We start from the raw sequence: 23,283 nt of genomic DNA on the forward strand, positions 1-23,283 counted from the left end.
ACTGCACATCAGTCGCACCGAGTCGTCATGCCAATCATAAAAATTACTTTGGGTTCTGGCTTTGGCGATATGATCTTGTTTCATTTTGATAAATACGCCGTTAGACTCTACAGGATAAACCAAAGAGGCACCATCAAGCTTTAGTAGCTCATCTGACAAATACTTTGCCATCTGGTTACTGTGATTGGCAAGGGATCTGTAGAGATCATCTTGAAACAAAGCAATCAGCTGCGCTGAGATAAAGCGCATCTTTGAGGCGGTTTGCATGCTCATTTTGCGCAAAAATTTCATCTCATTTGACATCACGCCTTTGACATCAATAAGGCATTCGCCAAACATCAAGCCATTTTTGGTGCCGCCAAATGCTACCATATCCACACCAGTTTTAGTGATCATCTCATAAAAGCTGACATCCAAATAACTGGCGGCATTTGCCAAGCGCGCACCATCCACAAACAGCTTCATGCCACGCTCGTGCACAAACTCTGCAAGCGCCGCCAACTCATCGACAGTATAACAAGTGCCGCACTCAGTCACTTGGCTGATATACAGCACCAAAGGCTGAGCACGATGTTCATTACCAAAACCTTGAGCGTAAGGCTCGATCATCTCAGGCGTCAATTTGCCATCATCGCTTCGCACTGTCCAAAGTTTGTAGCCGCCCACAGCTTGCGGTGCGTTGCTTTCATCTTGGTTAATGTGCGCGGTCTCTGCACAAATAACCGATCCATAGCGCGGCATGAGACTTTGTAGCCCCAAGACATTGGCACCAGTACCATTAAACACAGGATATCCTACCGCCTGCTCACCAAATTCACGGCGAATCAAATCATCAAGGCGCGCCGTGATACTATCTGCCCCATAAGCCATCTCGTGCCCTTGGTTGGCATCGATCAGCGCCTGCATGATGGTTGGGTGTACGCCAGCATAATTATCAGAAGCAAAATGTTTCATATTTAATACCCATCGATAAAGATGGCATTATATCATTTAAGCAGGAGTAGACCAAAAAATTTCAATAACTTAAGATAAAATTGAAATCAATCGAAATAAAATTTTTTTTAATTTTATAGGGTGATAAAGCGATCTTACCTTGTAATCACAGTATTAAACAATCCGATATACTCATCTTTTTTATCAATCCCTACATACTCAAGGCTTGCATCTTCATACCTTTTAAATTTATAGACAGCATCATTCATCACGCTTTCATCAAAGATATTCAGACTGACAAGTAAAGAAAAGTCCACTTGAGACAGTCCTGTTACTTTGGTAAATAACTCAGGCTCAAGTTCCTGAATGACATCTTTTAAACTATGTTCCCGATAATCACTCAAATACATAAAAATTGGTATGCGTGTGGCGAATTTAATGAGCTTTTCTTGAATGTGTTTTCGTAAAGATTTTTGTTCCTTTTCTTCGTCGCTCAAAGTCTTTTTATCTTCTTTTGACAATTCGCCATCATTTTCTTTGGCTTTTTCTTTTAAGCCTTTGATTTTTTCACTGCGGTTAATGACGACTTCAATATCATCATTGAGACTTCTAAACTCTTCAATTTTCATCAAAGCGTCCATTGCGTCTTGATTTGCCATCAGATTTTTTAAAGTAATATCATCAACATTCACAAGCAATGCCGACTGCCAACGGCGTGCCAACAGTGTCGCTGTTGTGCCACTCATTGCCATATCTAATAATAATTTGGCATCTACTTGTTGCATCGCACTGCCGTCATAGGCAAGTACAGGCAAAAAAGCGATAAATTCGGCGACTTTGCTTTCAGGATTGCCTTCTTTTGGGTTTAATTTATGAGCGTAATCAGCAATTTGGCGTAAGGCACGATTGGGGGCAAAATCAAAAATATAGCACTGATTTTTAATAATATTTATCCCATCATCCCCTTTGAGCGTCCACGGAGTTTGCACCCGAAATCCCGCCTGAAAATAAGTCTCAGGGCTACTACAATTTCTTAACATAAAAATTCCCGTCCACGCAGGCACAGACACGCCCGTCATCAATTTACCGCATGACAGCGTAATGGATTTTGTACCCAAAGGATTATCGCCTATTGTTTTTTTGACAGGCTCTAAGGCTTTATCGCCCATTCCTGCATCATTGCCTGCTGATATGATAATATCATAATCGTGATAAAATTTATTATTGGATGCTTTCAATAAATTCGCCATTGCAAAACAGCTCGCCACACTGGGCAAAAACCAAAGTGTGTGCAATAAACTGTTTAATAAATTGACATCACTAAATGGCATTGGTGGTTTGGCGCTGCCGTGCTTTAAATTGGTAATAATCATTTCATCAAGATTATCACGGATTAAATCCAGCCATTTTTGAACATAATTCTCGTGTTTAAATTTGGCATTACTGTCACTACCATCCGCTTTAAAGAATTCCCCCAAATCAAATTCATTAAACTCGCCTTGTGTCGCAATCGTACGAATATACTCTGGTAATTGATAAGTAAGTAACATCATTTGAGGTAATGACGAATAAGGATTGTCGCCTTTTGTGTTATCCCATTCCAATTTAGCTTTTTGTTCATCGCCATAAGTCCAATTAAAAATCTGCTCTTCAATAAATTCACCACTGGCAATCGCCCGAAATGGTGTACCCGATAAATACAAATAATGCTCTGTGGTAATTGGCAATTCATTTTCATCAAAACTTTCTACGCTGATTTCCATGTCTTGATATTCATTTTGCATTTTTGCCAATTCATCATCTTTGGCAAAAAGTTTTTTGGCACTATCACGCCACGCCCCAAAATGATATTCATCAAATACCACACAATCCCAATTCATTGCGTGCAGTTCTTGGTTTTTGGCTTTGATATTGCCAAACTTATCTCTACCCAAAACATCTTGAAAGGACGCAAAATACACCATTGGCTTATTTTTATCATAATTTTCTATTTTTAATTCACTATCACGGCTGATAAATTGCCAACCATTAAAATCGCTGTGCGTGGTTAAATCTTCCTGCCACGCATTTTTTACTGCAGGTTTAAAGGTTAAAATCAGCACTCTTTGCCAATTCATGCGTTTGGCAAGCTGATAAGTGGCAAAGGTTTTACCAAATCGCATTTTGGCATTCCATAAAAAATGCGGTGTGCGGCTGTTATTTTTATCTTGTTTAATTGCATTAAAATAATAAGCAGTTTTATTCACAGCGTCTAATTGCTCTGGACGCATTTTAAAATCTTGCGTTCTTTGTCTTTCAAAGGTTTTGGACTGCTTAATGTTTAAAATGGCATTTTTGACTGTATCAATATCACATTCAAACCATTCGCCAGCAATGTTTTTCATACCCATTGTTTCTAGCATTTTATGCACGGCAAAATCTTTAAAATAACTGCCATCATCTTTTATCGCCAAAGTTTCAAATTCCACTTTCCAACTTTGGCTTGGTGTCACGGTTGGATAATGTTGTTTCATTCGCTGACTTACCGTTTCTTGGGCAGTGTAGCCGACTTTGAGACAATTTGGATAACGGCTATCAGAATAAACATAAATCTTTGGCGTGTGGATTTGGGCAAAGGTTGGGTTATTCATCGTCATTCTCCAAATTTAATGTTGCCTGTGATTTTTTGCCACGAGATTTTTTTACTTTTACGCCAGTCTCATTATCCATTGGGCGTATCATACTTTCAATAAATGCGATTTCGTCTTTGGATAAACCATATTTTTGATATAATTTTTCATCTGTCCAAGATTGGGTAAAGTCTTGCATTGGGACAAGTTGATAAACTCTTTGTGTACCGTGTTGAGTGTTCTTTATTAAAAGTATTAAAAATCTGAAAAATTTTGTTTTCATATAAGAAATTACATTTTCACAAATTTCTTTATTTTCAAAATAACCTATTAATAAATAAGTCTCTGTGCAAATAGTATTAATATCCCCATAAAAAGGAATATTAATAACTTGATATGGTTCTGTTGCTCCCATTCCATAAGCATAAGAAATATAAACCTTATGTTTTAATATTAAATCTCTATTCTTTGGAATATCTTCTCTGCTAATATATCCAATTCCACCATTTTGATAAAGAACAACATTATCATCTTTATTTTTGTAAGGTTTTGAATTTCCTTTAAAATTACTTGCTAAACCAAAAGGTTTTCTTCCGCTTACCAAATCACTAAAACTGTCTTCTTCTAATTTTCTTACTTTGTTTAAAATGGATACAGCTTTATTGTATCTAATAAATACATCAATATTGCTTTCCTTTAAAGGTCTTTTTATTTGTGAAGTACAATTACCATTTTCATAAGTAAATACTTCACAATCACCACCATATTTAGCGTCCCATAAAAAATAACTTACACCACCTTCTAATTTAATGCCGTCAAAACAATCTTGTGCATTCGGAAAATCGTGAATTTCTTTAATGCGTTTATCATTCAACATATTATCCCGAAATTCATCAAGCCCTTTACCACCTGCAAACCAACGGCTAGGCGTAATCATAATGAGATAATTGGGATTAAGTTTTTTAGCTTGTTCAATAAATTTATGATAAATCGGGGCGGCACTTGCTCCTGCACCACCATCGCTAAGCTGATAAGGTGGATTACCAATAATCACATCAAATTTCATTGTTTCTAACTCTTTATATTGGTTTGATTTATTGGTATGGATAAACGCATAGGCGTGGTTTTCTAGTCCATTGCGCTTACCGAATACCGCTTCGCTGGCACCGCACTGTGTGCATTTACCATCTTGAAAGTCATGCTCCACCTGCCCAAAAATGATATTGCCCATATCATCATCAAAGCCTGTACAGATAGATAGCCGTGAATTGGCTTCTTTGGCACAATAGACACTACGGCGAGACAGCAATGCGGTGAGATGCGTAATGGCGACACCAAAGACTTGCTTGGTCAGAATATGATTAATGCGAGATTGTTTATCTGGTATTTGATTTTCCAATCCCCTATCCAAGCGTTTAACAATTTCACGCAAAAATACGCCTGATTTACACACAGGGTCTAAGAATCTTGCCCGTGGATTTTGCCAAATATCAGACGGCAACAAATCCAGCATTTGATTGGCAAGCTTTGGCGATGTAAACACTTCGTCATTAGAAAGACTTGACAAACAATCAAGCACATCGGGGTTGTACGCCAATTCAAATAAATTTAATTGACCTTTGCCCAAATTATCTAAATCAGGAACGATGTTGCTATCAACTTCAATATTTTCTACCCGCATACCTTATCCTTGTTCACTGAGCGTCAAAAAATACATTGGGGGATAATCAGCAATCGGCTTAGCAATAAAGCCTTTGTCAATCGGTGAAGCGTTATCTACTTTTTCTACCAAATTTTCATAAACAAAATCACGGCGGTTTAGCTTGATATCACCCACAAAAGTCCATTCACTAAATACAATGGCATTGCCATCATTATCCTTGAGCGTCAACGCATCACCGTGGACGATATTTTTTGATAATAAAAAGTGAGCAACATCGATCACCGCTTGATTGATATGCTTAAAATGCGTCTGATAATGAGATGTAAATAACGCCAACAATCGGCTACGGCACTCACTGACATTATCAGCAAGCAGTTCAATGCCATAAATACTTGAAATCGCCCAAATGGCATCTCGCTCATAGTGGCTTTGGGAATATTTGGGCGATTTTTGGCTTTTGTTGATTTGTGATTTTGTCAATACTGTCGCAAGTTTGCGTGTTAGAATTTCTGCTAAGAAATTACCTGTACCGCACGCAGGCTCAAGAAAACGACTGCCAATTTGCTGACTTTGGATTTTGACCAAATCAAGCATGGCACGGACTTCTCGCTCAGCGGTAAAGACCTCGCCATGGTCAGCAACACGCTTTTTGGATTTGGTTTGAGATTGAACTTTGGCGGTATCGGTCATTGTGCACCGCCTGTTAGGAAGCTTAAGAAATTTTGGACAACAAAAAGCCCACCCAAGATACTAGGCAGACTTAAAATGGATGGATTTTTATGAGAACATTGAGACGAAATTAGCCAGCGCTTGACGCTTGACGCTTGACGCTTGACGCTTGACGCTTGACGCTTGACGCTTGACGCTAAATATTGTAAAGGCGTTTTTAAACATTGTAAACATTTTTAATGCATATCTATCAAATATTTAATATGAAATAATTTTTTAAAAATTTAGCACCAAAAGAGAAATTTAGCAAGTTTTTTGGATTAATGTTGCAAATTAACTACTGTTAATTGAGGGTAAAACAGTGTTGCAACACAAACTGATTGGTTAAACGATCAACTACTTAAATAATCAAATGGATAAATGGATAGTTAAATAAATAACAAGCCAAAGTATGCAAACTACAATAGGCTCCTGTATATTTATACCAATATATCAATAACTTTTTGATTATTCTAAGGGGGTTTGATACAATTACAAGATTATTTTGTTACGGTAGCGGATATATGTTTGAAAGTGGCAAACATCACTACCAACGCCAATTTTAGGAGTTTTTATGGTTGCAATCACATTACCAGATGGTAGCGTTCGCCAATTTGAGGGCGAAACAACAGTCATGCAAATCGCTCAAGACATCGGTCCTGGACTTGCCAAAGCGACCATCGCAGGTCGCGTTAATGGTCAATTGGTCGATGCCAGCGATCCCATCACTACCGATGCAACCGTCCAAATCATCACCGCCAAAGATCCTGAAGGTGTTGAAATCATTCGCCACTCATGCGCACACCTTTTGGGTCATGCTGTCAAACAGCTGTATCCTGAGGTTAAGATGGTCATCGGACCTGTCATTGAAGATGGCTTTTATTATGACATATATAGCCCACGCCCATTCACGCCTGAGGATATGCAAGCCATCGAAGCACGCATGAAAAAACTCATCGACCAAGATTATGATGTCATCAAAAAAATGACGCCGCGAGATGAGGTTATCAAGGTGTTTGAGTCACGCGGTGAGGACTATAAACTGCGCTTGATTGAGGATATGCCTGACGAAAAAGCAATGGGGCTTTATTATCATCAAGAATACATCGATATGTGCCGTGGTCCGCATGTGCCTAACACGCGTTTTTTAAAGGCATTTCAGCTGACTAAGATGAGTGGCGCTTATTGGCGCGGTGATGCTAAAAATGAACAACTTCAGCGCATCTATGGCACCGCTTGGGCAGACAAAAAAGATCTGAAAGCCTACATCGCGCGCATCGAAGAAGCCGAAAAACGCGATCACCGCAAAATCGGTAAGGCGCTTAATCTATTTCATATGCAAGAACAAGCGCCTGGCATGGTGTTTTGGCATCCAAATGGGTGGACAATTTGGCAAGTACTTGAACAATATATGCGCAAAGTTCAACAAGACAATGGCTATCTAGAAATCAAAACGCCACAAATTGTTGATAGAAGCTTGTGGGAAAAATCAGGGCATTGGGAAAATTATGCCGAAAACATGTTCACAACCAGCTCTGAAAGCCGCGATTACGCCATCAAGCCGATGAACTGCCCTTGTCATGTACAAGTATTTAATCAAGGTCTGAAATCTTATCGTGATCTGCCAATTCGCTTGGCAGAATTTGGTTCTTGTCATCGTAATGAGCCATCAGGCTCGCTACATGGCATCATGCGCGTGCGCCAGCTCACTCAAGATGATGCTCATATTTTTTGTACCAACGAACAAATCAAACAAGAAGCACAAGATTTTATCGCGCTGACTTTAAAGGTGTATCAAGACTTTGGTTTTGATCATATTTTGATGAAATTATCCACACGCCCTGAAAAGCGTGTGGGTGATGATGCTTTGTGGGATTTGGCAGAAAAAGACCTGGCAGATGCTTTGGATAATGCTGGCTTATCTTGGGAGCTACAAGAAGGTGAAGGCGCATTTTACGGTCCTAAAATTGAATTCACCCTAAAAGATAGCCTGGGTCGTCAGTGGCAATGTGGCACATTGCAGCTAGACTTTAACCTGCCGGAGCGATTGGGCGCTGAATTTATCAATGAGCAAGGCGACCGTGAGCGCCCTGTGATGCTTCATCGTGCGATTTTGGGCAGTTTTGAGCGCTTTATTGGCATCTTGATCGAAAACTATGCTGGCTTTTTCCCGCCTTGGCTTGCGCCTACTCAAGCGGTTGTCATGAATATCACCGACAAACAAGCTGACGCCTGTCAAGCGGTCGTTGCCAAGCTTAAAGACGCTGGTCTGCGTGCCATCAGCGATCTGCGTAACGAGAAAATTGGCTTTAAAATTCGTGAGCGCACCCTTGAGCGCATTCCGTTTATGCTGGTAATGGGTGATAAAGAAGTGGAAAATGGCACTGTCAATGTGCGCACTCGCGAAGGCAATAATCTTGGCTCCATGTCCGTTGATGAGTTCATCACTTTAATCAACGATGCCATCGCACAAAAAGGTCGCTATGTGGCAAAATCTGAAAATCTTAACTAAGGCTAAGGGGCGGTAATCCAAATTACTGCCCCTTTGATACATGGTTTATATAGATTTGATTATCTTTTATGACCGATCAAATCTATAATAAGGCTTGTAATTATTCATTCAAACCATTACAATAAATTTTCAATTTTCTTAGGAGTAAGACCATTAAACCGTCAAACCGTTTAAATATTAATGAAGAAATCCGCGCAAAAGAAGTTCGCTTGGTCAAAGAAGACGGCGAGCAAATGGGCGTGGTAGATATCCAAACAGCCCTAAAAGCTGCAGCCGATGAAAATTTGGATCTGGTAGAAATTGTCGCCGATGCCAAGCCCCCTGTCTGTAAAATTATGGACTATAAGCGCTATTTGTACGAACAAAAACAAAAAGCCAAAGAAGCCAAAAAGAACCAAAAACAAACTCAAGTTCGTGAAATCAAGCTGCGCCCTGGTACTGAAGAAGCAGATTATCAGGTCAAATTGCGTAAAATTGTTGAGTTTTTGGAAGACAAAGACAAGGTAAAAGTCAGTATTCGCTTCCGTGGTCGCGAAATGGCACATCAAGAAATCGGAAAAGCGCAACTTGAGCGCATTATTACTGACACCGCCGAGATTGCTAGCGTTGAACAAGCTCCCAAAGTCGAGGGTCGACAAATGGGTATGCTGCTTGGTCCTGCCAAGAAAAAGTAAGCTTAGTATCACATAGAAAACTGATGCTCAAACGATCGGGATGCTGGTGCATTCCGATCGTTATTATCTGTAATCAGCCATGCAGGCTTTAGTCTTTTGTATTATTGAGCACCAGACGCATGATAAGGGCATCACAGATCGTCTCACCACTGGTATAATAGTTTTTGCGCACCCCAAATGGCTCAAGTCCTACTTGATGATAGAGCTTAATGGCAGCGGTGTTATCAGCGCGCACTTCTAATAATAGCTGCTGACAATGAGCCTGTCTAACTTGATAAATCAGCTGATCAAGCAGCTGCCTGGCGATGCCCCGCCGACGAAAATTTGGGTGCGTGCCAATGCGATGCAGCTCACTGTCTTCAAAGATGATTTGATAGATACAATATCCCTTAACGACCGCCGAGCTAAGATCTGTATTAGACTCACCTTCTATGTTTATCAATAACCCTGCGCCAAATTGGCTCAGCACTTCTTGGATCGCAGTCGCACGCCATGGATCATCTGGCATGACAGATCGCTCAAGCTCTGCAATTTTTTGACAAATAAGATCAAAATCCCTGTCGCAGATTGCTGATTTTTTTATAACCATAAGACTCACGCCCATTCTCCAATTCACAGACAGCGCACATAAATTCAGGCTTTATGATACAATAAACCAACTTTATACAAAAGCAAATCAGGTAAGTAACTATGACCAGCAAAACAAAAAAAACCAAATGGAATGACCCCAATGCTGAAATCGAAGCATCAAAGTATCAAAACCCCATCCCCTCTCGCCTGCTGATCTTGCAGACGGTGGCGGATATCACCAATCAAGGCAATCCTGCCACCCAAGAGTCGCTTGCCATGCACTTTGGATTTTTGGATGACGAAGATCGATTTTTTGCACTCACCAATCGCCTAAAAGCCATGCTGCGCGATGGGCAGCTTGAACGCTCTGATGGCATTCATTTTAGCGTCGCGCCGCTACCAACCCTATTAACAGGTAAAGTGTCTTGTAATCCAAAAGGTTTTGGCTTCGTGGTGCTTGATGATATGCCTGATTTGTTCTTACATGAAAAGCAGATGCGCCTTGTGTTTGATGGCGATACTGTCGAAGCGGTCGCAACGGAATACCGCGGAAAGGCTGAGGCGCGCATTACTCAAGTGCTTGAGCGCAGTCAGCTTGAATTTATCGGCAAATTAAGCTCGGATGAGGAAGGGTATTTTGTGCAATTATCAGGTGCAAACGCGCATCAGCCCATCACCGTCACCACTGAGAATGTCGAGGAGATGAATGCAGGCGTTGGCGATGATGTTAAAGTATCTTTGATTGATCTGCCTACCTATCAGGAGTTTGCCACAGGTAAAATTACCGAACTTTTGACCAGTCTGAATGACCGCGAACTGATCATTGAGACGACGCTGTATAATTATGCCATTCCGCATGAGTTTAGCCCTGCCGCATTAAAGCAAGCCGCAAGTTTTGATGAACCCACCCAAAAAGACTTTGATCATCGTGTGGATCTGCGCCATCTGCCATTGGTAACCATTGATGGTGAAGACTCTCGCGATTTTGACGACGCCGTCTATGCCGAAAAACGCGCTGGCGGTAACTATCGTGTCATCGTCGCCATTGCTGATGTCAGCCACTATGTCACTCCTGGGTCGCCACTGGATCAAGATGCCTATGAGCGCGGTACTTCGGTTTATTTTCCGCACCGCGTGATTCCCATGCTGCCCGAAGCACTATCAAATGGGCTTTGTTCACTCAATCCAAAAGTGGATCGCTTGTGCATGGTGGCGGATATTAAGCTGTCACGCGCAGGCAAGGTGACTGGCTATGAATTCTATCCTGCCGTCATGCATTCACAAGCTCGATTGACTTATAATCAAGTCAATGCCTATTTTAACGACCCAACCAATGAAACCCTGCCAGATGAGCTGGTGCGTAATGGCGCGGTGCTCAAATCCATCGACACGCTGCATCAGCTTTATGGCGTGCTTGATGCGCGCCGTGAAGATCGTGGGGCGATGGCATTTGAGACGGCGGAGACTTATATTAAATTTGGCAAAGATGGCGACATCATCGACATCGTAGCACGCACTCGAGGTGATGCGCATAAGCTCATCGAGGAGATGATGCTGCTTGCCAATACTTGCGCCGCCAATCTGGCACTCAAGCATGAATTACCCGTTTTGTATCGCAATCATGATAAGCCTAATGATGAAAAATCTGCGCGCCTGCATGAATATGTCAAAAGCTTTGGGCTAAGCTTCCCTAGCGAATCGCCTACGCACGAGGACTATCAGCGCATCATCAAAGCAACGGCTGATCGTCCTGATGCCATCAGCATCCACAGTATGCTACTGCGCTCGATGATGCAGGCAAATTATAGCCCCGATAATATTGGGCATTTTGGCTTGGCATATGATGAATACAGTCATTTCACCAGTCCAATCCGCCGTTATCCAGACTTGATGCTGCACCGCGCTATCAAAGACAAAGTCACAAATCAAAAACCTGAAGCGACGATTTATAAAACCTTAGACGACGCTGGCGAACAAACCAGCATGACCGAACGCCGCGCCGAAGAAGCATCTCGCGATGTCGAAACTTGGCTAAAATGCCACTACATGCAGCGCCACATCGGCGATGAATTTGGTGCAACGGTGACGACGGTGACTAATTTTGGCTTATTTGTCACGCTAAATGACTTGTTTATCGAAGGCTTAATCCACATCTCGCAGCTGGGCGATGAGTACTTTGATTATGATGAGCGCGAACAAAAGCTCGTCGGTGAGCGCGGCTCAAGATTTGGGCTGGGTGATGGGCTAATCATTCAGGTTGCAGGCGTTAATATGGATTTGCTGCAAATTGATTTTCGCTTGGTTGAGCACCTAAATCGTATTGATAAAAATGGCGACAGTCAAACGGTGCCCCCTAAGCCTGACGATGACAAATCAGGTAAAAATAGCAAGCCTAAAAAGACTCGTCGCAAGTCAAAGTAACTTTATAAGACTCATTCAAAGCTTGTCTGCTGAGCATTTGCCTAAATATGCAAGCCAAATTTAACAAATTTTGGTTTTGCGTTTGGGCAGGCTTGACAGCTTAATCAAACGCCAAGGACATCGCCAAATGACTAAACAACCATTAGCCAAGCCTCGCTATAATTTTTTGGAAGGTGTGACAGACTGGCTGAGCGCCTATATGATCAGCGGAACGATAGCTGCCTTTGTAGGCGGTGGTCTGTGGGTATTGATTGGTGTTGCCATTTTGATCATCATTTTGCTTGCTTTTATGATGTATCGCCCAAAGGCGAAATTTCGGATTTATGTGATGGCGTTGGCGGTGTATGTGGCAGCGCTGATTAGCCTGATCATACGCACAGGCAATCAGCCACTCAATGCCTTATGGGTGATGCTTTTGGTATTGGGATTTACTCAAGCTGTGCTCACTGTGCGCTATTATCACCATCATCTTAAAGCCAACTGATGGCTTATGCGCCAGATACCAACCCCAAAGCTAGGCAGCAGACCTAAACTTTGGGGTATTTTATGCGATGCTTTGAATTTTTATGATATTATTTTTATAAGTCAATGATTTAAAGTAAATACACTCACTTTTTATTTACGGCTGATCTGACATATCATATTTTTCGATACTGATTGTGCCAAGATTGGCAACGCCAACTGCTGAAGAAAGACATTTGATATCTTCAGGGGTTTTATCATTCATAAAGCGATCTACCGAAATATCTTCATAGCGAAAATTAGATCCATTAGTATAAATCACATCACCCATTTTAAAGGTAAACTGCTTAGGCGGTCTATCTTTATTGGTCATCGTTAAGGTTTTATCCTGCTCATTCCACTGGATAGCATCTTTTGGAAATTCAGGAAATGCAGCAGCCAGTTTGCCATATTGGTTCAGCAGATATAGACAGCCATCTTGCCAATAAAACTCTCCAGATATTGACGGTATGCTCTGACCTTGAGCAATCGGATCTACCCAATAATACATGATGTGTGTTTTGACTGGCTTGGCTGTCGGTGCGATAGGCTGGTTGACTTGTTGCGGTGCTTGAACGGCTGGCTGCGTAGTTGTGCAGCCGATGGTCAATAGCGCTAGAGTGAATGGTAAGAGTTGTTTCATATCTCTATTTATCCGACATATCATATTTTTCGATATCAATCGTGCCAAGATTAGCAATACCCGCTGCCGACGCAAGGCACTTTTGATCCTCTACACTTTCAATATCCATATTGATATTTTTACTATAAATAATTCTGCCATTATTATAAATCACATCACCCATTTTAAAGGTAAACTGCTTAGGCGGTCTATCTTTATTGGTCATCGTTAAGGTTTTATCCTGCTCGTTCCAATAAACCGCATCTTTGGGCAGCTCTGGAAATGCTGCAACAAACTTACCTTCTTTATTTAGCAAATACAAGCAATAATCCTGCCAATAAAACTGTCCAGATATCATTGTCAGCATTTGACCAAAGTCAGGAGAATGCACCCAATAATACATAATGTGTGTTTTAGCTGACTTGGCTGTCTGTGCGACAGGCTGGCTGACTTGTTGTGGTGCTTGAACGGTCGGCTGTGTGGTTGCACAGCCGATGGTCAATAGCGCTAGAGTAAGTGGTATGAGTTGTTTCACCATCATTCCTTGATAAGCTTAAATTTTAAAGTTTTTCAATACTAAGTGTGCCGATATTTGCCATACCATCTGGCGATAAACATTTTCTATCCTGTTCATCTGTATTGGCAATTTTTTCTGCCGTATAAGCAGAATAATAGCCATTGGTATGAATCATATCGCCCATCTGAAATTCCACAGTTTCAGATAAATTATTGACGTTTTTAAGTGCTAAAGTACGGCGCTGCTCATTCCACACGACACTGTCTTTGGGCAGTTCTGGGAATTGGGCGGTGAATTTCTTGCCATTTTGCAATAGATAAATACAACCATTTTCCCAAGAAAACTCACCTGATACCACACCAAGCATTTGCACAGGATTTTGTGGATGCACCCAATAATATAAAATCTGTGTTTGAGTGGGTTCTGTCGTTAATTGACCTACTTGAATAGTTGGCTGTGTGGTAGTACAGCCGATGGTCAATAGCGCTAGAGTGAATGGTAAGAGTTGTTTCATATCTCTATTTATCCGACATATCATATTTTTCGATACTGATTGTGCCAAGAGCTGCTATACCTGTCGAAAATTCAAGGCATTTATAATCTTCTGGGGTTTGATCATCCATATTGATATTTTCCTTATGAGCAATGCCACCATTAGTATAAATCACATCACCCATCTTAAAGGTAAACTGCTTGGGTGGGCTGTCTTTATTGGTTATGGTTAGGGTTTTATCCTGCTCATTCCACTGAATGGCATCTTTTGGAAATTCAGGGAATGTGGCAGCCAGTTTGCCATGTTGGTTAAGCAGATATAGACAGCCATCTTGCCAATAAAACTCTCCAGATATTGACGGTATGCTCTGACCTTGAGTAATCGGATCTACCCAATAATACATAATATGTGTCTTAACTGGCTTGGCTGTCGGTGCAACAGGCTGGCTGACTTGTTGCGGTGCTTGAACGGTCGGCTGCGTAGTTGTGCAGCCGATGGTCAATAGCGCTAGAGTAAGTGGTAAGAGTTGTTTCATCAGTCAATTCCTTTTATCTAATCATTCCATATGACATTTGTAGCATACACCATCAAAACTTTTCGGACAAGTCTTGTCGCACCACCTTACAAACAGCCATTATCCCAAGTCCAAAAAATGCCCTGACATCATATTCAGGGCATTTTAGGTCATTACTCATGCATCCAAGAGCGTCTGTGCCGCCGCCAAATCCAGCGTCCCTTCGTAAATTGCACGACCTGTGATCGCACCCAGTAGATACTCGCCATACGGCTTGAGCACCGCGATATCATCAAGATTGGTCACGCCGCCAGAGGCAATGACCGGCAGACCGCTAAAGCTGGCGAGCTCAACTGTCTGCTCGATATTCACACCTTGCATCATGCCATCTTTAGCGATATCGGTATAAACGATACTTGACACGCCAGCGTCAGCGAAACGCTTGGCAAGCTCAGTCGCCTTGACATCAGTGACATTCGCCCAGCCATGCGTTGCCACCATGCCATCTTTGGCATCTATACCGACGATGATATGCCCTGCAAATTCACGGCACGCCTCTTCCACAAATTCAGGTGCTTCGACCGCTTTGGTGCCGATGATGACATAGGTTAGCCCTGCTGCCAAATAATGCTCAATGGTGCTCAAGCTACGCACGCCGCCGCCCAGCTGAATGGGCAACTGCGGATGCGCTTTGGCAATGGCGGTCACCACCTCTTTATGCACAGGCACACCATCAAATGCACCATTTAAATCCACCAAATGCAGACGGCGCGCGCCTTGAGCGACCCATTGGCTTGCCATCGCGACAGGATCATCGCTAAACACGGTATCATCTTCCATGCGACCTTGCTTTAGGCGAACGCATTTACCATCTTTTAGATCAATGGCGGGTATAATGAGCATAGACATGGTTTTCCTTATCAATTACTAATCAAATGTTCATTGTAACCAATTATCCCTCTTCAAGCAATCCGCTTGGGCACTTTTCCAACACGAAGCATTAATGGTTAATGTGCTCTTTGCGTTCAAAACCAACCATGTGATAATCGGTACAGATAAGCATGGCAAGCACAGCCTGATAGGGGTTTTGCTTTTGATCAGCATAGTTTTGGCAATCTGACTAATACACACGCCACTTTTAAGCTTGTCGCAACATCCTAGCAATACCCTTGGCACAGTACAAGTATCACCTCATCCAATCTAGAATAGACATATTTAGTCGATAAATCATAACCCAACTTAAAACTCACAAGGTTACCTTGATAGCATAATACAAGCACAAACTGCCATATCGACGATAACATCATCACCACTCATACAAGATGACTTCATCGCTTGACTGATGGAAACTTGGGTGATTATGAGGATTTAAACATTAACAGTGACACGGCATTGGATCATTTAACACCGATTTTAAGTAGGTATTTTAATTAATGGGCAAACACAATTCAAAACCATCATAACACAAGGGTTTTAAACCTGAATACCAGTACTCCATTGCAATGAGAGCATTATTTTTTGACTGATTTTTTGGATTGGGCGATTCCATTGTGGTTTTTGTTGTAGCCTTTGGCGTGGTCTTTGAAGAAAAATGGCACCAAGATCAGTAGTAGAACCGATACCACCCCCACAATCATCACAGTAATAGCTCCCTTTTTAAGTTCTTCGGATGTGATTAGGGTGTCATAACCCCATAAATCCGCTAAAAAATAAGCGCCCACGGACAAAATAATCAGTACAACGATGGTTCCTATAATGTATTTCATTTTCTTAGCTTTAAAAGGTGAAGTAAAATTTACAAACTATATTTTTCTTAAAATTTCTTGCTTTTTAAGCTCAAAATCTTCTGCTGTGATGATGTTTTCATCAAGTAAGATTTTGAGTTTGCGAAGCTGTTCGGCGACATCGGCACTTCCTTTGGTCAGCATCGAATCGGTTTGTTCGTTAAATTTCCGACCAAGTTCCATACCTACCCCAAATTGCAGTCCTGCCCCAGCAAGTCCGCCCTCGTTTCGAGCTGCATCTCGTAAAGCACGCAGTTTTTCAAGCTCCACATAATCCAATCCTGCTTCTTTGGCGGCTTGTACATCAGCACTGATATCAGCTACACGACCGATACGCTCTTGGGTCGCCTCATCAAATTGCGTTCCCAAGATACGAAAATCGGTAAGTTCCAGCCCCAAATTTTGATATTCCACATTGATTTCGCTCTTTATGTCTTGGGCAATGTCCTGAATTTTGCCATCAATTTCAATGTAGGAATATTTTTTGTTATGAATGAGTTGGGCGATAAGTTGTAAAATGCGTTCGGTGATGATACTGCTGATCGCTTTTGCTTCAAGTTCATCAGTTTCACCAATAATTTCAGTATAAAAATACTGTGGATTGGCGATCTTATACGAAAAATTTCCGTTTAATCCTAATTCCACAGGGATTTTATAAGTGGTATCAATGAATTTGATGGGGCTTGGCGTACCCCAACGCTGGTTGAGAATCTGAGCCTTGCGGAAAAAATAAATTTTGAGTTTGTGTTCACTTTCAAAATTTTGACGCAGATTGACAAGCGTCGTAATAAACGGATGATTGTCGGTTTTAAGGTTATAGATACCTTCTTGTTCAATCATTTCCACCAAAGACCCTTCATACACCAAAGCACAGCCTTGCGAAGGAGCGACGATCAGCTTGGAGGCGTTGATGATTTCATCGCGTTTTGATGGATATTTCCACCAAATCACATTGGCTTTGGGATTTTTCCACTCAATGACGGCGGAGAGCTGATTGCTAAAAATGTTGAATATACTCATCGTTTTATGATTTTATCGTTTGGTGATTTTTATGATTTCTTAATTGATAGTATAAAACTATTTTTAAGAATGTAAAATCCGTTTCTTTTTCCATCCTGCTTTATTTAAAAAACTGAAAATATATTATAATATACAATAAAACTGCCTAAAGAAAAATAACTTTGATGGCTTATTTGATTTTTTCTGTATTTTCGATGATGAATTTAACAGATTTTATGGAAATCGCTCGTTGTAAATTAAGTAAAAAGTTCAAATCAAGCCATTTGAGCTTTTACTTGAGGTCACCGCAACATCAGCTGCTGATTTTTGAGAAATGCTTAGCTACAACGCTGATTAAGCGTGTGTTATCGCTGGGTTAAGGCTTCTCTAAGCTTAAGCTCCTCCAATTTTCCTTCTTGTGTGTTTAGCAGGAAAATACCGTGTAGGGTTATCAAATAACCGTCTTTTGTTTTAGAAACATCGTCGTCTGTTAAATGGTGCATACCTTTACGCTGTAAGGTAGATTTTAGCTCGCCCGTTTGGGCATCAAGCACTTGAAAAAAATACGGACTGCTTTCTGAGACATCGTGCTTAAAATAGATAAACACTTCTTTGTCATCATAGTGCAATACTTCAGGTTTAAAATAAAATCGCTCAGGCGTGAAATTCTCATAAGATACAACTTGAGACTCTTTGTCTATATATAACTCACCTTTGAACCAACGCAGAAAAATTTTTTTATACGGATACCCCACTTGTCCTTGTCTTTTTACTTTAAAAAGCTCAGGTAATTTATCATCATCTTTTCTTGAAAAAACAAATCGAGTTACTCCTTGTGGGACAATCGGATTTTGGGCAATCAGCTGATCCATTTCTTTACGATTTCCATATAAAATCGCCTGATTGAGTTTGGGAAAATAATAATACTCTTTGCCTAAATTATTGGTTATTTCAAGTGAATTCTCATAGGCACTGATTGTGTCTATTTCGGCAAAGCCTTTTTCAAATTCAGGCAGTCCGATGCTTTGCGGTGTTATTTCGCTGATACTTAATGTTTTTTCGTCTAACAAAAAAAGACGATTTTTATTGATGATGATGTAGGTTTTTCCTTCGTCCATTTTCTTCCAATGAACTCCACCAACTTTTTCTATATCAATCGGAACGGCAGCGATTTCTTTAAAAGTTTGGGCGTGAAAAAATCCAAAAGTAGGCTTGTAGGTTTGGTTGGGATGATTGCCAGAAACAATATCGCCCACGACTACAGCAATGGGTTCACCATCCTTATCGGCTGTGGGTATGATTTGCTCAATATCCCAATAGGGCTTATTTTCTTGAACAGCAGACGGAGAGTATGTTGTTCTCGAAGGAAGTAATGATATTACCATCATTATCGCAAAAAACACAGCGATCCCAAGCCCAAAAAATTTGAGCTTTTTTAGATGTTTTACCGAAAGCTCAGGCATATGATAAGTATGCCTATGATTTATATTAATATCATCACTATCGATAAAAAATTCTGATTGGCAGCTATCACAGCGATAATGATCAGATTTGATCTTGGTAGCGTGTGTGCTGCCACATTGTGGGCATTTAATTGCTTTGATTCGCTTTGCCATTTTAAAGTTACATTTTACAAATCAAATATCAGTGTACTTGCGCATAAAAATGAGACAAGCAGATATATCACAGTTTTATCAAGTACTAGCAACGATAACATTTGATTAACCGAATTGTCAAGGTAAAAAATAGTGCAATGAAAGGATGGCACTATTTTAATAAAATCTAAAGATGGATTATCATCTTTAATCATATGTTTTTAATGACTTTTAAAGCTTATTTGACCATACCCAATTCAAGAAAACACAAACCTTAAAATACAACGCCATCCAAAGGATTCATCAAACTTTGTCTTTAATGAATATTCATCAGATTAAGTAAATTGCAAAATGCTTAACTTGTCAATTTTATTAATGTTATCACCCCAAAACCCAAATGAGATGGACATCTTAATTTTCCTTAAAATTGCGTCGCATTATCCCATAAATGTTTCCTCTTTTTTACTGCCGTGCATTGATTTTTCAAATATTTTCATGAATTTTTGTCATAGAAATTGCCTTTAAGTCTGTAAATTTTGAGCGTTTTAGCGTATAATTGTTAGGTTAATGGTGTGAACAATCGTTTTTTTGGCAAGAATTGAGCAATAAATGGGTTGCCAATTTTTTTCAAAGTTCATCAAAGTTTCATACTGACTCCTTTAGACAAAATCAGCCTGCCACTCATCGGTCGCACGGCTTTGGATGTTTTTAGGAAACTTGGTGTCCAGCCAATCATTCACCACTTGGTGAAGGCTGGTATGTTTTGGTCTTAATTTAAGTATCCGCTTATGATTACCATCAAAAAAGGCTTGGATCTGCCAATCACTGGCGAACCCTCCAAGCAGATTAGCGAGCACACGCCCACTAAGGTGGCGTTAGTCGGCTACGATTATGTCGGCATGCGCCCTACCATGCATGTCAAAGAAGGTGATAAGGTCACCAAAGGACAGGTGCTTTACGAAGACAAAAAACGAGCAGGCGTTCTTTATACAGCACCAGTTAGCGGTACTGTAGTTGCCGTCAATCGTGGCGAGCGACGAGTATTTGAAAGCTTGGTCATCGTCGTCGATCCACACTCAAGCGAAGAAATCACGTTTAATGCTTATCGCTCTGAAGATTTGTCAGCACTGGATCGTGAGACGGTTGTTGAGCAGCTGGTCGCTTCAGGCGAATGGACCGCTCTACGCACTCGTCCCTTTAGCCGCACGCCAGAAATTGACAGCACGCCTTCTGCCATCTTTGTGACTGCAACAGACACCAACCCTTTGGCTGTCGATCCTGCCACAGTATTATTTGAAGAAATACAAGCATTTAATGACGGCTTGGCAGTTTTATCAACATTATCCCCAAAAACCTATGTCTGTCATGGCGATATCGCACCTGAAGCCTTAAGCAAATCTGCTGAAGGTAACGATACCATCTATGAAGGATTTACAGGTGTACATCCAGCAGGTAACGCGGGCACGCACATTCACTTTTTACATCCTTTGGCGCGTGGCAACTCGGTTTGGACGATCAATTATCAAGATGTCATCGCCATTGGTAAGCTATTTACCACAGGTCGCATCCACACTGAGCGCCTCATCAGCTTGGCAGGTCCAGCAGTGACCAATCCTCGCTTAGTGCGCACTACGCGCGGTGCCGATTTGACCGAATTGACTCAAGGTGAGCTAAAAGGTGATGACAATCGTGTCATTTCAGGCTCTGTTCTATCGGGTCGCACAGCCGCTGGCGCTACTGCATTTTTGGGCCGGTTTCATAACCAAGTCTCTGTACTTACTGAAGGTCGTGAGCGTCCTGCACTTCACTTTTTTACGCCAGGCGCAAATCGTTTTTCAAAATTGCCAATTTATATCTCGCAATTTTTTAAAGGCAAAAAATACGACTTTACGACCAGTACTAACGGCTCACCACGTGCCATGGTGCCAATCGGCTTATTTGAAACTGTCATGCCCCAAGACTATCTACCCACTCAGCTACTGCGCGCTTTGATTGTCGAAGACATCATCAGTGCTGTTGAATTGGGTGCACTTGAGCTTGACGAAGAAGATTTGGCACTGTGCACTTTCGTATCGCCAGGCAAATATGAGTTCGGTGATATTTTGCGTGACAACTTGACCCGTATTGAGCAGGAAGGCTAACCATGAAGTTCATTCACAATATCTTTGACCGTATGGAGCCATCCTTTACCAAAGGTGGCAAGTACGAGAAATATTACGCTGTGTTTGAGATGTTCGACACTTTCTTTCGTCAGCCATCATCTCAGACTTATAGCGCCTCACATGTGCGTGACGGTATCGACCTAAAGCGCATCATGATTACCGTTTGGCTTTGTACATTTCCAGCGATGTTTTGGGGGATGTACAATGTCGGCTTTCAAGCATTAAGCGCCATTCAAGCCATGGGTATCACACCCGAAGGTTGGCGTACCATCATCACAGACATGGCAGGCTATGACCCAAATAGCGTTTGGGCAAGTTTTGTTTATGGTGCGATGCAGTTTTTACCCATTTATGCCGTGACATTTGCGGTCGGTATTCTTTGGGAGATTATTTTTGCGGTCGTGCGTGGTCATGAAGTTAATGAAGGTTTCTTTGTGACTTCAGTATTATTTGCGCTGTCGCTTCCCCCAGATATTCCATTGTGGCAAGTCGCTTTGGGCATCAGTTTTGGCGTGGTTGTCGCCAAAGAAATTTTTGGCGGTACAGGCAAAAACTTCCTAAACCCTGCCTTGGCTGGTCGTGCATTTTTATACTTTGCCTACCCAGCTTATATGTCAGGCGATGCCATTTGGACGGCTGTGGATGGCTTTTCGGGCGCAACGCCATTAGGTTTGGCTGCCATGGGCGTAACGCCTGATCAATTTGTCGATGCCTATGGTCAAACCATCACTTGGATGGACGCGTTTTTGGGCAATATGCAAGGTTCAATCGGTGAAGTATCAACACTTGCCATCTTGATTGGTATGATTGGACTTCTTTGGACTCGCATCGCTTCTTGGCGCGTGATTGCAGGCTCAATCATTGGCTTGGTTGTGACTGCTTTTATCTTTAATTTGGTCGGTGGTCAAAACCCAATGATGAGCTTACCTGCTCATTGGCATTTGGTCATTGGTGGCTTTATGTTCGGTGCCGTATTTATGGCAACCGATCCTGTATCAGCTGCTCATACCAATACTGGTCGCTGGGCTTATGGTTTGTTGATTGGCTTTATGACCGTGGTTATCCGCGTGGTCAACCCTGCATTCCCAGAAGGCATCATGTTAGCCATCTTATTCGCCAACTTGTTTGCCCCATTGTTTGACTATTTTGTCACTCAAGCCAATATCAAACGTCAAACTGCACGGAGATTAAGCCATGTCAGCCAAGAATAGTAATGTTAGCACCGCAGTCACAGCACTGATTTTGTGCTTGGTCTGCTCGGTGATGGTTTCTGCGGTTGCTGTTGGGTTAAAATCAAAGCAACAAGAAAATGCCCGTCTTGATTTGAACAAAAATATCTTGATGGCAGCAGATATGTATGACCCTGAAACAGATTCTTCCAGTGTCATTCCAGAGCGTTTTGCCGACTTTGAGGTCCGCTTGGTGAACTTACAAACTGGTAAATTTGCCACTGATCAAGAAATCTCAGCCGCCGGCATCAATGATGTGGATGGCTATGATGTGTCAAAAGCAGCACGCACGCCTTATTTATCCACCTCATTGGCGGATGACATCGCCAAAATTGGCGGTAAGCCTAACTTTGCGAAAGTATATTTGGCAAAAGATGCCAATGGTGAGATTGATCAAATCGTTCTACCCATTCACGGCGCTGGCTTATGGGGTCCAATTTTTGGTCTTTTGACCTTGGATAAAGATTTAAATACTGTCAAAGGCGTGAATTTTTATCAACACAAAGAAACTCCGGGTCTAGGTTCGCGCATCGAAGAGCCTCAGTGGCAAGAGACTTGGGTGGATAAAGAGCTGTATAACGAAGATGGTTCTAGAAAAATCGCCGTTGTCAAAGCAGGTACAGCGCGTGAAGGTCAAGTTGATGGCATCAGTGGCGCCACTTTGACCATCCGCGGTGTGAACAATCTACTACAGTACTGGATTGGTGAAGATGGTTATAAGCCATTTTTGGATAATCTCAAAGCTGGTCAAGCAGGCAATGGCGAAGGAGTGTAATC

At 41.6% G+C, this 23,283-nt stretch carries 21 protein-coding genes (1 of these 21 only partly in view); 7 read left to right on the top strand and 14 right to left on the bottom strand.

Translation table 11 applies throughout. The features are described 5' to 3' along the window. From U0021_RS02730 to U0021_RS02750, 5 genes are all read right to left on the bottom strand, one after another. Positions 1–954, bottom strand: the 5' portion of a protein-coding gene (locus tag U0021_RS02730; protein WP_114801097.1) for a threonine aldolase family protein. 63 nt of this gene lie to the left of the window's left edge; only the first 954 of its 1,017 coding nucleotides appear in the window; it begins with the start codon at positions 952–954; its stop codon lies off the left edge, out of view. A 134-nt stretch (positions 955–1,088) separates the two neighbouring features. After that, the gene (locus U0021_RS02735) at positions 1,089–3,563 is read right to left on the bottom strand and encodes a DEAD/DEAH box helicase (protein ID WP_114801096.1); all 2,475 of its coding nucleotides are present in this window, start codon (positions 3,561–3,563) and stop codon (positions 1,089–1,091) included. After that, positions 3,556–5,223 (bottom strand): Eco57I restriction-modification methylase domain-containing protein, encoded by a 1,668-nt coding sequence (locus U0021_RS02740; RefSeq protein WP_114801095.1) that lies wholly within the window; start codon positions 5,221–5,223, stop codon positions 3,556–3,558. Before U0021_RS02740 ends, U0021_RS02735 begins: the two co-directional genes overlap by 8 nt. A 3-nt stretch (positions 5,224–5,226) precedes the next feature. After that, positions 5,227–5,895: a DNA methyltransferase gene (locus U0021_RS02745; RefSeq protein ID WP_114801094.1), complete on the bottom strand. Its 669-nt coding sequence runs from the start codon at positions 5,893–5,895 to the stop codon at positions 5,227–5,229. 87 nt (positions 5,896–5,982) lie between these two features. Then, complete coding sequence (locus U0021_RS02750; protein WP_327037539.1) at positions 5,983–6,108, bottom strand: hypothetical protein; 126 nt, start codon at positions 6,106–6,108, stop codon at positions 5,983–5,985. Positions 6,109–6,487: 379 nt separating this feature from the next. Here U0021_RS02750 and thrS point away from each other — a divergent pair, with 379 nt between their 5' ends. Together thrS and infC are read left to right on the top strand one after the other, a co-directional pair. Next, entirely contained in the window at positions 6,488–8,425 is a 1,938-nt protein-coding gene (gene thrS / locus U0021_RS02755) for a threonine--tRNA ligase (protein ID WP_114801093.1), read from the top strand. 176 nt (positions 8,426–8,601) lie between these two features. After that, positions 8,602–9,099 (top strand): translation initiation factor IF-3, encoded by a 498-nt coding sequence (gene infC / locus U0021_RS02760; protein WP_205276590.1) that lies wholly within the window; start codon positions 8,602–8,604, stop codon positions 9,097–9,099. Between the two features lie 88 nt (positions 9,100–9,187). Here the strand turns inward: infC and rimI are convergent, their stop codons facing one another. Next, on the bottom strand, positions 9,188–9,607 hold the full coding sequence (gene rimI, locus U0021_RS02765) for a ribosomal protein S18-alanine N-acetyltransferase (protein ID WP_327037540.1): 420 nt from the start codon (positions 9,605–9,607) through the stop codon (positions 9,188–9,190). Positions 9,608–9,789: 182 nt separating this feature from the next. Between rimI and rnr the strand changes: the two genes are divergently transcribed. Both rnr and U0021_RS02775 read left to right on the top strand, forming a co-directional pair. Next, positions 9,790–12,090: a ribonuclease R gene (gene rnr, locus U0021_RS02770; RefSeq protein WP_114801092.1), complete on the top strand. Its 2,301-nt coding sequence runs from the start codon at positions 9,790–9,792 to the stop codon at positions 12,088–12,090. A 127-nt stretch (positions 12,091–12,217) separates the two neighbouring features. Continuing rightward, positions 12,218–12,574: a hypothetical protein gene (locus U0021_RS02775; RefSeq protein WP_078256629.1), complete on the top strand. Its 357-nt coding sequence runs from the start codon at positions 12,218–12,220 to the stop codon at positions 12,572–12,574. A gap of 135 nt (positions 12,575–12,709) precedes the next feature. Here the strand turns inward: U0021_RS02775 and U0021_RS02780 are convergent, their stop codons facing one another. The 8 genes from U0021_RS02780 to U0021_RS02815 all read right to left on the bottom strand — a co-directional run bounded on the left by U0021_RS02780 (position 12,710) and on the right by U0021_RS02815 (position 19,136). Continuing rightward, complete coding sequence (locus U0021_RS02780; RefSeq protein WP_327037541.1) at positions 12,710–13,234, bottom strand: hypothetical protein; 525 nt, start codon at positions 13,232–13,234, stop codon at positions 12,710–12,712. A gap of 4 nt (positions 13,235–13,238) precedes the next feature. Then, positions 13,239–13,748 (bottom strand): hypothetical protein, encoded by a 510-nt coding sequence (locus U0021_RS02785; protein WP_327037542.1) that lies wholly within the window; start codon positions 13,746–13,748, stop codon positions 13,239–13,241. A 25-nt stretch (positions 13,749–13,773) separates the two neighbouring features. Further along, positions 13,774–14,244: a hypothetical protein gene (locus U0021_RS02790; RefSeq protein WP_327037543.1), complete on the bottom strand. Its 471-nt coding sequence runs from the start codon at positions 14,242–14,244 to the stop codon at positions 13,774–13,776. 4 nt (positions 14,245–14,248) lie between these two features. Further along, positions 14,249–14,758 (bottom strand): hypothetical protein, encoded by a 510-nt coding sequence (locus tag U0021_RS02795; RefSeq protein ID WP_327037544.1) that lies wholly within the window; start codon positions 14,756–14,758, stop codon positions 14,249–14,251. A 156-nt stretch (positions 14,759–14,914) separates the two neighbouring features. Next, a complete protein-coding gene (gene hisA / locus U0021_RS02800) occupies positions 14,915–15,640 on the bottom strand; it encodes a 1-(5-phosphoribosyl)-5-[(5-phosphoribosylamino)methylideneamino]imidazole-4-carboxamide isomerase (protein WP_114800299.1) in 726 nt (241 codons plus the stop codon). 608 nt (positions 15,641–16,248) lie between these two features. Next, the gene (locus U0021_RS02805; RefSeq protein WP_114800293.1) at positions 16,249–16,503 is read right to left on the bottom strand and encodes an outer membrane assembly protein; all 255 of its coding nucleotides are present in this window, start codon (positions 16,501–16,503) and stop codon (positions 16,249–16,251) included. A 36-nt stretch (positions 16,504–16,539) separates the two neighbouring features. Next, positions 16,540–17,541 (bottom strand): SPFH domain-containing protein, encoded by a 1,002-nt coding sequence (locus U0021_RS02810; protein ID WP_114800292.1) that lies wholly within the window; start codon positions 17,539–17,541, stop codon positions 16,540–16,542. A gap of 344 nt (positions 17,542–17,885) precedes the next feature. After that, positions 17,886–19,136, bottom strand: coding sequence for a hypothetical protein (locus U0021_RS02815; protein WP_049237093.1), 1,251 nt, complete (start codon positions 19,134–19,136; stop codon positions 17,886–17,888). Positions 19,137–19,903: 767 nt separating this feature from the next. On the opposite strand from U0021_RS02815, the gene U0021_RS02820 reads away from it, so the two are divergent. The 3 genes from U0021_RS02820 to U0021_RS02830 are packed head-to-tail and all read left to right on the top strand — an operon-like array spanning position 19,904 to position 23,281. After that, positions 19,904–21,256 (top strand): Na(+)-translocating NADH-quinone reductase subunit A, encoded by a 1,353-nt coding sequence (locus U0021_RS02820; protein ID WP_114800291.1) that lies wholly within the window; start codon positions 19,904–19,906, stop codon positions 21,254–21,256. A gap of 2 nt (positions 21,257–21,258) precedes the next feature. Continuing rightward, positions 21,259–22,488 carry an NADH:ubiquinone reductase (Na(+)-transporting) subunit B gene (locus U0021_RS02825; protein WP_049237095.1) on the top strand — a complete coding sequence of 410 codons (1,230 nt, stop codon included), beginning with the start codon at positions 21,259–21,261 and terminating at the stop codon, positions 22,486–22,488. Next, positions 22,472–23,281 carry a Na(+)-translocating NADH-quinone reductase subunit C gene (locus tag U0021_RS02830; RefSeq protein WP_049237097.1) on the top strand — a complete coding sequence of 270 codons (810 nt, stop codon included), beginning with the start codon at positions 22,472–22,474 and terminating at the stop codon, positions 23,279–23,281. Before U0021_RS02825 ends, U0021_RS02830 begins: the two co-directional genes overlap by 17 nt. Positions 23,282–23,283 lie beyond the last annotated feature (2 nt).

The organism is Moraxella canis (assembly GCF_034424565.1).
GTDB lineage: Bacteria > Pseudomonadota > Gammaproteobacteria > Pseudomonadales > Moraxellaceae > Moraxella > Moraxella canis.